The sequence below is a fragment of the Streptomyces sp. NBC_00631 genome, assembly GCF_045206895.1.
In the GTDB taxonomy this organism is placed as follows: domain Bacteria; phylum Actinomycetota; class Actinomycetes; order Streptomycetales; family Streptomycetaceae; genus Streptomyces.
This window is the reverse complement of sequence record NZ_CP107734.1, coordinates 6553615-6568492: the sequence shown is the minus strand read 5'-3', so window position 1 is coordinate 6568492 and position 14878 is coordinate 6553615. Positions and strand designations below refer to the sequence as shown.

General features: G+C 70.8%; 11 protein-coding genes and 1 pseudogene. 9 read left to right on the top strand and 3 right to left on the bottom strand.

The features are described from left to right. Positions 1–30: 30 nt before the first annotated feature. Together OHB00_RS30170 and OHB00_RS30165 are read right to left on the bottom strand one after the other, a co-directional pair. A pseudogene (locus tag OHB00_RS30170) lies at positions 31–878 on the bottom strand (hypothetical protein). A gap of 27 nt (positions 879–905) precedes the next feature. Continuing rightward, a complete protein-coding gene (locus OHB00_RS30165; RefSeq protein WP_406446048.1) occupies positions 906–2150 on the bottom strand; it encodes an ATP-grasp domain-containing protein in 1245 nt (414 codons plus the stop codon). A 275-nt stretch (positions 2151–2425) separates the two neighbouring features. Here OHB00_RS30165 and fahA point away from each other — a divergent pair, with 275 nt between their 5' ends. The 8 genes from fahA (at position 2426) to OHB00_RS30125 (ending at position 11983) form a co-directional block, all read left to right on the top strand. After that, positions 2426–3637 (top strand): fumarylacetoacetase, encoded by a 1212-nt coding sequence (fahA, locus tag OHB00_RS30160; RefSeq protein ID WP_406446046.1) that lies wholly within the window; start codon positions 2426–2428, stop codon positions 3635–3637. 330 nt (positions 3638–3967) lie between these two features. Then, a complete protein-coding gene (locus OHB00_RS30155; RefSeq protein ID WP_406439345.1) occupies positions 3968–4906 on the top strand; it encodes a M56 family metallopeptidase in 939 nt (312 codons plus the stop codon). A gap of 215 nt (positions 4907–5121) precedes the next feature. Beyond that, positions 5122–5913 (top strand): GntR family transcriptional regulator, encoded by a 792-nt coding sequence (locus OHB00_RS30150; protein ID WP_406439343.1) that lies wholly within the window; start codon positions 5122–5124, stop codon positions 5911–5913. Between the two features lie 31 nt (positions 5914–5944). After that, entirely contained in the window at positions 5945–6172 is a 228-nt protein-coding gene (locus tag OHB00_RS30145; protein WP_010986276.1) for a ferredoxin family protein, read from the top strand. Positions 6173–6188: 16 nt separating this feature from the next. After that, positions 6189–7535 (top strand): ABC transporter substrate-binding protein, encoded by a 1347-nt coding sequence (locus tag OHB00_RS30140; RefSeq protein ID WP_406439341.1) that lies wholly within the window; start codon positions 6189–6191, stop codon positions 7533–7535. Next, on the top strand, positions 7532–8446 hold the full coding sequence (locus tag OHB00_RS30135; RefSeq protein ID WP_406439339.1) for an ABC transporter permease: 915 nt from the start codon (positions 7532–7534) through the stop codon (positions 8444–8446). Before OHB00_RS30140 ends, OHB00_RS30135 begins: the two co-directional genes overlap by 4 nt. Then, positions 8430–9200 (top strand): ABC transporter ATP-binding protein, encoded by a 771-nt coding sequence (locus OHB00_RS30130; RefSeq protein ID WP_406439337.1) that lies wholly within the window; start codon positions 8430–8432, stop codon positions 9198–9200. Before OHB00_RS30135 ends, OHB00_RS30130 begins: the two co-directional genes overlap by 17 nt. 11 nt (positions 9201–9211) lie before the next feature. After that, positions 9212–11983 (top strand): fumarate reductase/succinate dehydrogenase flavoprotein subunit, encoded by a 2772-nt coding sequence (locus tag OHB00_RS30125; protein WP_406439335.1) that lies wholly within the window; start codon positions 9212–9214, stop codon positions 11981–11983. A gap of 34 nt (positions 11984–12017) precedes the next feature. Here OHB00_RS30125 and recQ read toward each other — a convergent pair whose 3' ends face one another. Beyond that, positions 12018–14033, bottom strand: a complete 2016-nt coding sequence (gene recQ, locus OHB00_RS30120) for a DNA helicase RecQ (RefSeq protein ID WP_406446045.1) — start codon at positions 14031–14033, stop codon at positions 12018–12020. 267 nt (positions 14034–14300) lie between these two features. Here recQ and OHB00_RS30115 point away from each other — a divergent pair, with 267 nt between their 5' ends. Next, on the top strand, positions 14301–14816 hold the full coding sequence (locus OHB00_RS30115) for a hypothetical protein (RefSeq protein ID WP_406439333.1): 516 nt from the start codon (positions 14301–14303) through the stop codon (positions 14814–14816). The last annotated feature ends 62 nt before the right edge of the window (positions 14817–14878 follow it).

Sequence of the window (14878 nt, the reverse complement as noted above, 5' to 3'; positions counted from 1 at the left end):
GGGGCGGGTGACGGTCCGGCCCCGGGGGTGTCAGGCGTGGGCTGCCGCCAGGTGCTTGGCCAGGCGCGGTGAGGCGAACTCCGTACCGCACACGAACCGCATCACCGGCCCGTACGACGCGGCCGCCGCGAGGCCCGTGAAGTACAGGCCGGGCACGGAGGAGACGTATCCCGCGCCGAGTCTCGGGGCTCCGCGACCGACCGCGACGCGGGTGCGCAGCTCGGGGCCGAGGAAGTCCATCGCGGCGAGGTCCACGCGGTAGCCGGTGGCGGCTATCACGTGGTCGGCGGCGAGACGCTCGGTGCCGCCGTCGTGGGTGCGTACGGTGAGGACCGCGGCGCTGTCCCAGGTACCGGCGCCGGTCACAGCGGCTACCTCGCGGACCTGGACCTTGCCCTCGAAGCGGTCGCGCAGCCACCAGGCGCCGAGCGGCCCCAGCACCCGGCGGACCAGGTAGGGGCGGATCCGTGCCGGAGGTGGCAGTAGGGGTGCGGGTAGTAACTGAGAGCCCACAGGGACCAGGCCCGGCCGAACGGCGACTGCGGTCGCAGCTTCGGCTGGTCCCAGGGCGGGGCGCCGAATGCGACCCTGAACCACTCGCCGTAATCGATGAAGGTCTCCACCGGGACGACGTCCTCGTCGGTCACCAGCCGGCGGATGCCCTCCGCGTCGCAGTAGTCGGCGAGGGTGTGCCCGCGCTGCGGGCAGTCCAGGCTGGAGGCGGGCGGGGTGGACTTCAGGATCATCCCGGCCGGCATGTGGTCGCGCCAGCTGACCATGGGGTCACCGACCCGGACGGGGATGCCCGCGCGCCCGCAGATGGGCGGCGGTCGACAAACCGAAGGGCCCGGCGCCGATGACTGCGACCGGTGGATCACGAAGTCCCTCCCCAGGAGACGCGGCGCCTACGTCGTGGAGGTGCTTGAGCCGCGGCGGTTGGTGCGCCACAGCTGATAGAGGTGCTTCGCGCCCGGACGCACGAAGCGGGCGAGCATCGTGACGAACGGCAGCGGGTCGTCACCCGCCAGCCAGGCCAGCTCGGTCCCGCTCGGCCGCTTCGGTGCATGCGGCGTCGTATAGCCGCTGCGGCGGTAGGCGAGGAGAGCGGGCAGATCGATGTTCTCCACGACGTACCGGTGGCCGGCGCGCTGTTCCCCATCCGGAACGCGGCGGCCGGTCAGGTCCAGATGCATGGCGCGGACGACGTCCACCCCCGACTCGCTCTCGAAGAGCCGGAACTGGGCGCCCATGCGGGGGTTGAAGTCGAGCAGCTTGTACTGCCCGTCGCGCCGGTCGAAGCGCAGGTCGAGATCGATGATGCCGGTGAATCCGATCTGTTTGATGAAACGCGCGGCGACGTCGGCGAGTTCCGGGTTGTCGACGACGTAGGCGTTGGCGGTCATGCCGGCGTGCGGTGGCCAGGAGCGGACCTTGACGCCGGTGAACAGGGCGCGCGGATTGGAGTCGGCGTCGAAGTAGGCGTGCACGATCCAGTCCTCGGCCTCCTCCCTCGGGAGGTACTCCTGGAGGATGACACCCGGATGGGTGCCCCAGTCACGGGCGAGAGCGAGCAGTCCTTCGCGGGTGGCGATCCGCGTCGTCCCGTTGACGGCGGGCTGCTTGCGCCGGACGAACGCCTCGCGATTCTTGGCCACGATCGGGAAGCGGGCCTTCTCCGCGAAGTCGACGATCTCGTCGTACGAGTCAGGGAAGGCGGCCGCCGGGCTCGGAACGCCGTGTTCCACGCACAGTTCGTGCAGGCCCTGCTTGCTCGCCAGCCGGCGCGGCAGTTCCGCGTCCACGCGCGGGAAGAGGAAACGGTCCCCGAGCGCGTCCTGGTGCTCGGCGATCAGGACGGCCGCCTCCTCGTCGGTGGGGATCAGCACGGTCGGACGGCCGATACGGCGTGCGACGCGCAGCAGTCCCTCGACGAGATGATCCGGTTCCTCGGCGCCTGTCGTCGGCCACACGAACGCCCGCCTGAGATAACGGGAGGAGGCTGCCGGCGTGTAGGCGTCCTCCGTGATCGCGTACATGGGGACGCCCAGGCGGCCCAGACTGCGAATCGCGCCGACCCCGCCGTGGTGCAGCGGATAGTCGCCGAACTTGACGATCAGGCCCGGCACGTCACGGTCCGCCTCGAACGGCACGCTGACGGCATTCCTGGCCACGGGTCCCCCCACGTGTCCCCCCTACGGACCGGACCCACCCCGTCCGTGTCCCCCAAAGGACGCTAAGCCGGAATTGCCTACTCCGACAAGGCCTATTGGGACATTGCGAACTCTTTAGACACTGCCACGACAACCAACTCACCCGTAACGTGTGGCGCGACCACATGGAATGCCGCGCAACGCCATAGCGACGTCGCCACATGGCAGGCCCCACGCGGCACGGATGAGAGCGAGGCAGTCACCCCATGCCCCCCTTGCCCCCCTTCGAGGTCCCCGAGGGTGACCCCTTCGGCCCACACAACCTTCCGTATGGCGTGTTCTCGACCTCCGGGAGCACGGAACGGAGGGTCGGCGTCCGTCTCGGCGACCACGTCCTCGACGCCGGCGCCGCGGCCCTCGCACTCGGCTCCCCGTACGCCTCCCTGCTCGCCCGCCCGACCCTCAACCCGCTCCTGGCCGCGGGCCGCACCGCCTGGTCGGACGTACGGCGCGCACTGACCGCCTGGGTGACCGTGCCCGCGCACCGCGAGACGCTCACCCCGCTTTTCCACCCGCTGCCCGAGGTGGACCTGCACCTGCCCTTCGAGGTCGCCGACTACGTCGACTTCTACGCCTCCGAGAACCACGCCCGAAACGCCGGGCGCATCTTCCGCCCGGACGCCGCCGAACCGCTCACCCCCAACTGGAAACATCTGCCGATCGGTTACCACGGCCGCGCGGGCACGGTAGTGGTGTCGGGGACGGACGTCGTACGGCCGTCGGGACAACGGAAGGCGCCGTCGGAACCGGAACCGGTGTTCGGCCCGTCGGTACGGCTGGACATCGAAGCCGAGGTCGGCTTCGTCGTCGGCACGCCGTCGGAACAGGGCCGGCCGGTGGCGCTGGGCGACTTCAGGGAGCACGTGTTCGGCCTGTGCCTGCTGAACGACTGGTCGGCGCGGGACATCCAGGCCTGGGAGTACGTCCCGCTCGGTCCGTTCCTCGGCAAGTCGTTCGCCACCTCCGTCTCGGCGTGGATCACCCCGCTGGACGCACTGGAGGAGGCACGGATCGCCCCGCCGAGGCGGACGCACCCGCTGCTGCCGTACCTCGACGACGCCACGGAGGAGCCCGCCGGTTACGACCTGCGGATCTCGATCGCGATCAACGGGCACACGGTGTCCGAGCCGCCGTTCTCCACCATGTACTGGACCGCCGCCCAGCAACTCGCCCACCTCACGGTGAACGGCGCCTCCCTGCGCACCGGAGATCTGTACGGCTCCGGCACGGTGAGCGGTGCGGAGCCCGGGCAGCGCGGGTCGCTGCTGGAGCTGACCTGGAACGGACGCGATCCGCTCGAACTACCGGACGGAAAGCGGACGTACCTGGAAGACGGCGACGTGGTGACGCTCTCGGGGTGGGCTCCGGGGCCGGGCGGCAGCCGGGTGGGGCTCGGGCTGGTCGGGGGGCGGATCGTGGCGGGGTGAGGGAGACGGCCCGGACAGCCCGGCTCACCGAGGTGAGCCGGGACTTCGGAACCCGGGCGCGGGCGGCGGGAGCCGGGGTGAGGAGTCGCGGGAGCAGGACTCCATCACGAACCGCGAGGCGGGCGCCCGGATCGTCGTCGACACCTGACTCGGGGCACCCGGCACCGTCATACTGACCGGACACGCACCATGCGATGCGCCCGCACGCGCACCATGCGAGGCGTCGGCGCGCGTATCACATGACGCGCCGGCGCACGCGCCATGTCACGCGACGGCGTATCACCCCCGCACCACCCGCACACATCTCCGATCAGGAAACGGAGCCCCGGCATGACCGTCTGCCTGCTCCTGCTGACCGCCGTCGCCCTGACGGCCGCCGTACCTGCGCCGCGCACCCTGGTGCGGTCCCTGTGGCCGGAGCGGGAACCGGTGGTCGCGCTGTGGGTGTGGCAGTGCCTGGTCGCCACCGTGCTGATGTGCTGCGTGGCCGCGCTGACCCTGGGCGCGGCGGCCGTCTTCCACACCGTGCGCGACCGGGTGTTCGCGCCGGCGCCACCGGCGGTCGCCGCCGCGTACGACCTCTCCGTGGCGCCTCTGTGGGCGGTCACTCTGACATTCCTGCTGGCGTGCGGGGCCGCGTGGACGACGGCGATGCTCGCCCGCGAACTGGTAGAGGCCCGGCGGCGCCGCGACCGGACCCGCGCACACCTGCGCGAGCGGGCACCCGAGCTGCCGGCGGGGCTGCCCGCCGCACGCGGACCGATGCTGGTGCTGGAGGACGAATACCCGGACGCCTGGTGGATGCCGGGCCATCCGCCACAGCTGGTCGTCACGACGGGGGCGCTGCACCGCCTCACCGACCACCAGCTGGACGCCGTACTCACCCACGAACGAGGCCACGCCCGCGCCCACCACGACTGGCCGCTCCACCTGTCCAGCGCACTGGCCACGGGCTTCCCGCGTGTGCCGCTCTTCTCCCACTTCTGCGACCAGACCCACCGGCTCGTCGAACTCGCCGCGGACGACACGGCGTCCCGCCGCTGCGGCCACCTCACCACCGCGATGGCCCTGATCGAGCTGAACCAGCACCGCGGGGTCCTGTCCTGCGCGTCGAGCCGCCGACTGCTGGGGGAACGGGTCGACCGCCTGCTGGAACCGCCGCCACGGCTGCTGCGCCGCCAGCGGGCCCTCACAACTACGGTGGCCGCCCTGGTCCCGCTGCTCCCACTCCTGATCACGCTCGTGCCGGGGCTGACGGCGCTCGGCTAGTCGTTTCATCCGGACCGGCGAAATGTCCGGGTGCGCAGTGGGCCGGTACGCCAAGGGCTCGGATCGGGCTGCTCTGTCAGCACACCCCTCCTGGGTGGCAGATCTTCCTCACGCCGCCGCAAAAAACACAGCTCAGCGGCGCATCAGACGGGTCCTCAAGTGGCGCAACATTCCCGCAACACCCCCTTCCCTACCGCATAGGTATGGTTCCAGCCATGCCACCCGCCGAACGCATCCGCGACCACTCCGGTCAGGGCGCCGCGACCACGGTCGCCGCCCACCGGACGCGTCGTCGGCTGCGTGCGGACCAGGCCCGGCAGCTCGCCGACCTCCTGCGCCACCAGATCCTCACCGGAGCGTTCCCGGACGGCGCCCTCCCGCACGAAACCGTCCTCGCCGACGACTACCGCGCCACTCGCAACACCGTCCGCCAGGCCCTGGACCTGCTGCGGGCGGAAGGGCTGGTGGACCGGCTGCCCGGCGTGGGCACCGTGGTCGTCGCCCGCAAGTACCCGCACGGGCTCGACCGCCTGATGGGCCTCGCGGAAACCCTCCGCGAACACGGCCAGGTCACCAACGAGGTCCGCACCATGGGCCCCGCCCCGGCACCGGCCCCCGTCGCCGAACGCCTCCGCGTCCTGCCCGGCGCAGACGTCCTCTACATCGAACGCCTGCGCCGCCTGAACGGCCTCCCCCTCTCCCTCGACCTCACCTACATCCCTCTCGACATCGGCACCGCCCTCCTCGGCGCCGACCTGGAGAACAACGACGTCTTCAGGCTCCTGGAGTCGATCACCGGACAGCCCCTGGGCCACGCCGAGATCACCCTGGAAGCGGTGAACGCGGACGCACACTCCGCAGCCGTGCTCCAGGCCCCGCGCGGCGCGGCGGTGCTCATGCTGGAACGCCTCAGCCACCTCGCCGACGGCCGCCCCGTCGACCTGGAGTTCATCCGCTTCCGCGGCGACCGCATCACCATGAGCGGCCTCCTGCACCGCTTCCTGTGACCCCCGCCTGACCCGTTTCCTGGAGACAGCCATGCCCTTGGCACCCCAGCGGGCCGACGTGCCCGTGACCATCGACGAGTCGAAGTGCATCGACGGCTGCACCCTCTGCGTGGACATGTGCCCGCTGGACTCCCTCGCCATCGACGAAAGCAACGGCAAGGCCTACATGCACGTCGACGAGTGCTGGTACTGCGGCCCGTGCGCGGCCCGCTGTCCCACCGGAGCCGTCACGGTCAACATGCCCTATCTGCTCCGGTGAGAGGCCCAGAACTTCCATGAAACGCACAGCGATCGCCGCCTCCGCAGCCCTCCTGCTACTGCCGCTCTCCGCCTGCGGCGGCAGCGCCCAGGCCGGCGACGGCAACACGGTCACCATCACCGTCGGCTACCAGTCCAAGACCATCAACACCGTCACGGCGGGCACTCTGCTGCGCTCCCTCGGCTATTTCGAGCAGCAGCTCAACGCCCTCCACGACGGCCACACCTACAAGGTCGACTGGCAGGACTACGCCACGGGCGCCCCGATCACCGCCCAGATGACCGCCGGGAAGATCGACATCGGTTCGATGGGTGACTTCCCACTGCTGCTCAACGCCGCCCGCGGCAAGCAGCTCGGCCAGCCCACCCGCCTGGTCTCCGTCACGGGCTACAACCTCCGCGGCGGCCTCAACACCGTGGTCACCGGACCCGACTCCAAGCTGACGTCCTTGGCGGACCTGAAGGGCAAGAAGGTCTCGACAAGCATCGGGTCCGCCGCCGACGGCACCCTGGTCCGCGCGCTGCAGCGCGCCGGCATCGACCCGGACAAGGGCATCTCCAAGCTCAACCAGCAGCCCGCGGTGGGCGCGTCGGCGCTGTCGGCGGGGAGTGTGGACGCGCTGTCGCAGTTCGTGGCCTGGCCGGGCCTGCTCGCCTACCAGGGCAAGGCGAAGGCGCTCTACGACGGCGCGCAGCTGGACCTTCCCACCTTCCACGGCGTGACCGCCCGTGAGGGCTTCGCCCAGCAGCGGCCCGCCGTCCTGGAGGCCTTCCTCAAGGCGCAGGCAGAGGCCACCGACTACCTCAACGCCCATCCGGTGACCGCCGCCGAGAAGGTCGCCAAGGCCACCGGCCTGCCCGCAGAGGTCGTCTACCTCTACAACGGCGCCCATGGCATCGCCACTTTCGACCCTGCTGTCAAGCCTGCGCTGGTCTCCGCGCTGAAGCAGGACGTTTCGGTCCTGAAGGCCGCCAAACTGACCGGTGACGTCGACGTGGACCAGTTCGTCGACGACCAGTACGTGAAGAAGGCGCTGGGCAGCTCCGACTACGCCAAGCGGCTCGCAACCGCACCGCCGGCGTCAGCTAGCGAGGTGTGGCCCAAGGGGAGCGAGAAGACGACGAGTTTCGGCTCCCCCAAGGAACTGCTGGCCTACGTCGCCAAGCACAGCGGTGGCGTCCGCGCCGCCTACGTCCCCGACACCACCACCCGCACTCTCTGGTTCGCCGACAAGGCGGTGTGGGTGGCCGACGGTGAGCAGTTGCTGCCGTTCGTGACGCAGGCGATCGCACAGACGTATGTCGACGCGCACGGTGGTGCGCAGGTCGTCAGTTATGCCGACGCGCTGCGGCGGGCGTCGTGAGCCGGTATGTCCTGCGGACGGCGTCGCTGGCCGCCGCCCTGGGGCTGTGGCAGTTGCTGACCAGCCTGAAGGTCGACCTGTGGCTGCGTTTCTCGCAGTTCCCGACGGTCGCGGATGTCGCCCGTGCCTTCGCCGACCGGGTCTCCGGTGGCGACTACTGGACGGATCTCACCGACAGTCTCACCCGCATCCTGACCGGTTTCGCGCTGGCGGCGGTGCTGGGTGTGGCAACGGGTGTGCTCGTGGCTCGCTCGCGTCTCGCCGAGGACCTGCTCGGTCCTGTCCTGGAGGTGCTCCGCCCGATCCCGGCGATCGCTCTCGTGCCGGTCGCGATCCTGCTGTTCCCCTCCAATGAGCAGGGCATCGTCTTCATCACCTGTACCGCGGCCTTCTTCCCGGTGATGGTCTCCACCCGGCATGCGGTGCGCGCTCTCACTCCCGTGTGGGAGGAGGCGGTGCGCACGATGGGCGGCGGCAGGTGGCGGATCCTGGGTTCGGTCGTGCTGCCGGGCGCGCTGCCGGGCATCTTCGGCGGACTGTCGGTCGGTATCGGCGTTTCGTGGATCTGTGTGATCTCCGCCGAGATGATCTCCGGCCAGTACGGCGTCGGTTACCGCACCTGGCAGGACTACACGGTCGTCAACTACCCGGGGGTTTTCGTCGGGATGGTCACGATCGGTGTGCTCGGCTGGGTCACTTCCACGGCGGTGGAACTCCTCGGCCGGTGGCTGACCCGCTGGCTGCCTCGCACGTCGTACGTCCCCGGTGGCCGGCCCCGCGCTGTGGTGCCCGCTGTCGCCGCCGCTGCGGTCGCAGTGCGGGCCGACGGCGAGTCCCAGAAGCAGTCCGATTCCCAGCAGCAGGGCCGCGATGACACCGGCCAGGAGGCGCGCGATGAGCACTACGTCTGAGGTCGCCGCACCAGCGGCGACACGCGGGGCCCGGCTCACGTTCAGTGCGGTCGTGCTCGGCCGTCCGGACGCACCGGTGCTGCACGATGTGGCGCTGGACGTCCGGCCCGGGGAGATCCTCACGGTGGTCGGGCCGTCGGGGTGCGGCAAGTCGACGTTGCTGCGGACGTTCGCGGGGCTGCTGTCCCCGCTGGCGGGGACGGTGTCGCAGGACGGCACGGTGGTGACCGGGCCGTCGGCCGACCGGGCGCTGGTCTTCCAGGAGGACGCGTTGCTGCCCTGGCGCACGCTGCGCGGCAATGTCGAACTGCCGCTGGCCATCAAGGGGGTCGCCCGTTCGGCGCGTCGTGCCCAGGCGGAGTCGTGGCTGGGCCGGGTCGGGCTGGCCGCGCAGGCCGGGCAGTTGCCGCACCGGGTGTCCGGCGGGCAGCGCCAGCGGGCGCAGCTGGCGCGGGCGCTGGCCGGTTCGCCGCGTGCCGTGCTGATGGACGAGCCGTTCGGGGCGCTGGACGCCCAGACCCGTTCCGGCATGCAGGACCTGCTGGTGGAGGTGTTGCGCGGCACGGGGGCGACTGTCGTCTTCGTCACCCATGACGTGGACGAGGCGCTGTTCCTCGGTGACCGGGTCGCCCTGCTCACCGCCGGCCGGGTGGCGTCCGTGCGGGACGTGCCGCGTCCGCGTGAGCGTGGCGCCCTCGACGACCCGGCCCGCGCGGCCTTGCGCCGTACCGTCCTCTCTTCGCTCGGCATCTGAAAGGCATCCCGGTGACCACCCCCGCTGACGCCCCCGCGCCCGCCCCTCTGGAGATTCCCGCCGTCACCGACGCCGAGGAGCTGATCTGTGACGTCCTGGTCATCGGCGGTGGCACCGCCGGCACCATGGCCGCCCTGACCGCCGCCGAGCACGGTGCGAACGTGCTGCTCCTGGAGAAGGCCCATGTCCGGCACTCCGGTGCGCTCGCCATGGGCATGGACGGTGTCAACAACGCGGTCGTCCCGGGCCGTGCCGAGCCCGACGACTACGTCGCCGAGATCACCCGTGCCAACGACGGGATCGTCGACCAGTCCACGGTCCGGCAGACGGCGACGCGCGGTTTCGCCATGGTCCAGCGCCTGGAGTCGTACGGGGTCAAGTTCGAGAAGGACGAGCATGGCGCGTACGCGGTTCGCCAGGTGCATCGCTCCGGTTCGTACGTACTGCCGATGCCGGAAGGCAAGGATGTCAAGAAGGTCCTGTACCGGCAGTTGCGGCGTCGTGAGATGCGGGAGCGGATCCGTATCGAGAACCGGGTGATGCCGGTTCGGGTGCTGACGGCGGACGGTCGTGCGGTGGGTGCGGCGGGGTTCAACACGCGTACGGGAGCTTTTGTCACCGTCCGCGCGGGCGCGGTGATCCTTGCGACCGGTGCAGCGGGGCGGCTCGGGCTGCCCGCCTCCGGGTACCTGTACGGGACGTACGAGAATCCGACCAATGCCGGTGACGGTTACGCCATGGCCTACCACGCCGGGGCGGAGCTGACGGGCATCGAGTGTTTCCAGATCAATCCCCTGATCAAGGACTACAACGGGCCTGCCTGCGCGTACGTCGCCAACCCGTTCGGGGGTTACCAGGTCAACCGGCACGGTGAGCGGTTCGTCGACTCCGACTACTGGTCGGGGCAGATGATGGCGGAGTTCGCCGCCGAGGTGGCCTCCGACCGTGGCCCGGTCTACCTGAAGCTGAGCCATCTCCCCGAGGAGTCGGTCTCCGCTCTGGAGTCGATCCTGCACTCCACCGAGCGGCCCACCCGGGGCACCTTCCATTCCGGGCGGGGGCACGACTACCGGACCCATGATGTCGAGATGCACATCTCCGAGATCGGGCTGTGCGGCGGTCACTCCGCCTCCGGGGTGCGGGTCGACGACCATGCCCGTACGACCGTCCCCCGGCTCTACGCCGCCGGTGACCTGGCCTGTGTCCCCCACAACTACATGATCGGCGCGTTCGTCTTCGGTGACCTCGCGGGTGCGGATGGCGCCCAGTACTCGGCGTACGAGGGGGAGTTGCCGGCCGGCCAGGTGCGTGAGGCGCACGAGTTGATCTATCGTCCGCTGCGCAATCCGGAGGGCCCGCCGCAGCCCCAGGTCGAGTACAAGCTGCGTCGTTTCGTCAACGACTACGTGGCGCCGCCGAAGTCCGGGGCGCGGCTGTCCCTCGCTCTGGAGTCCTTCGAGCGGATGCGGGACGACATCGCCGCCATGGGTGCCCGGACCCCGCATGAACTGATGCGCTGCGCCGAGGTGAGTTTCATCCGCGACTGTGCGGAGATGGCCGCGCGTGCCTCCCTGGCCCGTACCGAGTCCCGTTGGGGTCTCTACCACGACCGGCTGGATCACCCCGAGCGTGACGACGCCTCCTGGTTCCATCATCTCGATCTGCACAAGTCCCCCTCTGGTGCGATGGAGTTCACGGCTCGTCCCGTGGCTCCGTATCTGGTGCCGGTCGAGGAGTTCACCCCGGTCGGCGGTCCGTCCCGGTACATCGGCGAGGTGCGTCCGCTGGACGTGGCCACGGCGGGTGCCCGGGATGTGCCGCCGGTGGCCGCGGGGCCGGTGGCGGCCGCCGCCGCACGGTCGGTGAAGGTCGACCGGGCCGAGCCGGCCTCGCCCCGTCTTCTGGGGCTCCTCGCCCTCGCCGAGGAGGAGCCCGAACTTGCTGCTCTTGAGCCGTACTTGACCGACCTTGATGCTTCGGTGCGCCGTACCGCCGTGTCGGTTCTGACGGAGACGGCTCCGGCGGGGGTCGGGCTGGCGCTGGCGGGTGCGCTGGCGGATCCCGATGCCGGGGTCCGTTCGGTTGCCGCGGCCTCGCTGCGCGAGCTGGTCGAGACGCTTCCGTCCGAGCCGGCGCTGGGCGACGCGCTCGTCGACGCGCTCGGTGTGACCGACTGCGTGGTCCGGGCGGCGGCGCTCGATGTGCTGCGGGCGCTGCACCTGGGCGACGCAGGGCTGTTCGCCGGTTTCCTGGCCGACGTCGATCCGGCGGTGCGGATCGAGGCGGTGCGGGCGCTGGTCTCGGTGGACGCCGCCGATGCCCTCGCGGGTGCGGTCGCCGACCCGTCCCGTGAGGTGCGGGTGACGGTGGCGAAGGCCCTCGGGACGGTGGGGGCCGCCGGTGCCGCCCGGCAGGTGGACAGTGTGGTGGAGGCCCTGACCGCGCTCGTCGGCGACGCCGATGTGCTGGTCCGGGGGGCGGCTTACGAGGCCCTCGCCGGTGTCGGCTGTCCGCCGCCGCTGGCCGACGCCGCCGTGGCCGCGCTGGCCGACCCGGCCTGGCAGGTGCGTGTAGGTGCCGCCAGGGCGCTGGGCGCCGCCGGTGCCGCGGTGGCGGTGCCGGCCCTCGCCGAGTCCCTCGCCGACCGGAACGCCGACGTGCGCAAGGCTGCCGTCCTCGCTCTGACCCGGCATGCCGGTGCCGAGGAGGCCCGTGCGGCTCTGGCCACGGCGACGGCCGATCCGGACGCGGATGTCAGGGCGTATGCGGCGAGGGGGCTGTAGGCGGCTTTGCTACCGCAGGCCCTGTACCGCCGCCCTATATCCAGTCCTCCGGTTCCGGCTCCGCGTCCATCTCGGGCCAGTGGTCGTCCTCGTCCCTGGTCCCCGGCTCCGCGGGGGCCGGGGCGGCGGGTGTCTTCAGGGCGGCCAGCACCCCGAGTACGCCCTCTCCGTACGTCATGAGCTTCTTCTCGCCGACGCCGCCGACGGTGGCGAGTTCGGCGATGGACTCGGGCCACCGGCCGACGATCTCCCGCAGGGTGGCGTCGTGGAAGATCACGTACGCGGGTACGCCCTGATCGCGGGCCTGCTCGGCACGCCAGGCGCGCAGGGCCTCGAAGGCGGGGAGCAGTTCCTCGGGCAGCTCTGCCACAGCCGCCTTCGCCTTGCTCTTGCCGGAGGAACCGGAGGAACCGGACGCGCGTGTGGCCGCCGGCTTCTTCGGCTCCTTGCGCAGCGGGACCTCCCGCTCGCGCCGCAGTACCGTCCCGCTGGCTTCGGTGAGCACGAGGGTGCCGTACTCGCCCTCGACCGCGAGCAGCCCCTGGGCGAGCAGCTGCCGGACGACGCCTCGCCATTCGCCTTCGTCGAGGTCGGTGCCGATACCGAAGACGGACAGCTGGTCGTGGTCGAACTGTATGACCTTGGCGGTGCGCTTGCCGAGCAGGATGTCGACGATCTGGACGGCGCCGAACTTCTGCCCGCGTTCGCGCTGGAGTCGTACGACGGTGGAGAGGACCTTCTGGGCGGCGACGGTGCCGTCCCAGGTCTCGGGCGGGGTGAGGCAGGTGTCGCAGTTGCCGCAGCCCGCCGGGTCGGGTTCCTGGCCGAAGTAGTTGAGGAGTTGCCCGCGGCGGCACTGGGCGGTCTCGCACAGGGCGAGCATGGAGTCGAGGTGGGCCTGGGCGCGGCGTCGGAAGGCCTCGTCGCCCTCGCCGGACTGGATGAGTTTGCGCTGCTGTATGACGTCGTTGAGGCCGTAGGCCATCCAGGCGGTGGAGGGCAGGCTGTCGCGGCCGGCGCGGCCGGTCTCCTGGTAGTAGCCCTCGACTGATTTGGGCAGGTCGAGGTGGGCGACGAAGCGGACGTCGGGTTTGTCGATGCCCATACCGAAGGCGATGGTGGCGACGACGACCAGGCCGTCCTCGCGCAGGAAACGGGACTGGTGGGCGGCGCGGGTGCCCGCGTCGAGGCCGGCGTGGTAGGGGACGGCGTCGATGCCGTTGCGGGTCAGGAATTCGGCCGTGGCTTCGACGGACTTGCGGGAGAGGCAGTAGACGATGCCCGCGTCGCCTTCGTGTTCCTGGCGGAGGAAGGTGAGGAGCTGTTTCTTGGGGTCGGCCTTGGGGACGATCCGGTACTGGATGTTGGGCCGGTCGAAGCTGGCCACGAAGTGCCGGGCGGTCGGCATGTGCAGCCGCCCGGTGATCTCCTGGTGGGTGGCGTGGGTGGCGGTGGCCGTGAGCGCGATGCGCGGGACGTCGGGCCAGCGTTCGCCGAGGAGGGAGAGGGCGAGGTAGTCGGGGCGGAAGTCGTGGCCCCACTGGGAGACGCAGTGCGCCTCGTCGATGGCGAAGACGGCGATCTTGCCGCGGGCGAGCAGGTCGAGGGTGGAGTCCACGCGGAGCCGCTCGGGGGCGAGGTAGAGCAGGTCGAGCTCGCCCGCGAGGAACTGGGCCTCGACCACGCGCCGCTCGTCGAAGTCCTGGGTGGAGTTGATGAACCCGGCGTTGACGCCGAGGGCGCGCAGGGCGTCCACCTGGTCCTGCATGAGGGCGATGAGTGGTGATACCACGACGCCCGTACCAGGTCTGACCAGGGCGGGGATCTGGTAGCACAGCGATTTTCCGCCGCCGGTCGGCATGAGGACGACGGCGTCGCCGCCCGCCACCACGTGCTCGATGATCGCTTCCTGTTCGCCCCGGAAGGCGTCGTACCCGAAGACCCGGTGCAGCGTGGCCAGTGCCTCGCTGTCCGCCGGTCCGTGCGCCTGTGGCGCCCCCGGCGTCTCGGTCGTCCCTGGCATCTCGTCGGTTCCGCCTGTCCCGCCCATCGTCGTGTCCCCCGTACGTCGTCCTTCGACCACTGCCTCCACGATAGGGGTCCGGACCGACAGCGCCGGAGTTGTCCACAGGCTGGCCGCCTGAGAAGGGGGTGTGGGTGGGGGTTCCCCCGTCCGGCGGTGTCCTCAGTCCTTTGGCGGTCTTCGCGTGGCGGCCCGGAATCGGCGCGGGCCATGCTGCACGGGCGGGACCGGGGAGGCCCGCGTTGTACGGAGGCGTCGCGTTCGCGTGCCTCTTCCGCCCCAAGGAGCATCAGGATGTCTCTCAGGTCCCGCGCCGCCGGTGCCGCTCTGGCGCTGGCTGTGCCGTTCGCTCTGGCCGCGGTGCCCGCCGACGCGGCTCCGGTCCCCGAAGCCGACCCGTTCGTGTGGACGGATCTGACTCCTACGTACACGGCGACGGCGGACTACCAGTACGAGCCGTTCGCGGTCACGGACGGGTATGCCCGGACCGACACCTGCGACCGGACCAGTCGGGGAGGCGCGGGCTACCACTACGTCAAGGACGCGAGCGTCGGCAGTCTGGACCCGGCCGATCCCGCGGGTCTCCTCTACGAGACCGACGTCGACGGCGGGCGTGCCCTGGTCGGCGTGGAGTGGATCGTGCGGGCGGTGAGCGGCGGCACCCCGCCGACCTTGTTCGGGCAGTCGTTCGAGGGGCCGACGACGGTTCCCGGGGTCAAGGGGTCCGTGTACACGTTGCGGGCCTGGATCTGGAAGGACAATCCGAGTGGCCTGTTCGCGCTGGGGAACCCGACGGTGACGTGCCCGTAGTGTCCGTGCCCGTAGTGTCCGTGCTCGTAGTGTCCGTGCTCGTAGTGTCCGTGCTCCTGTGA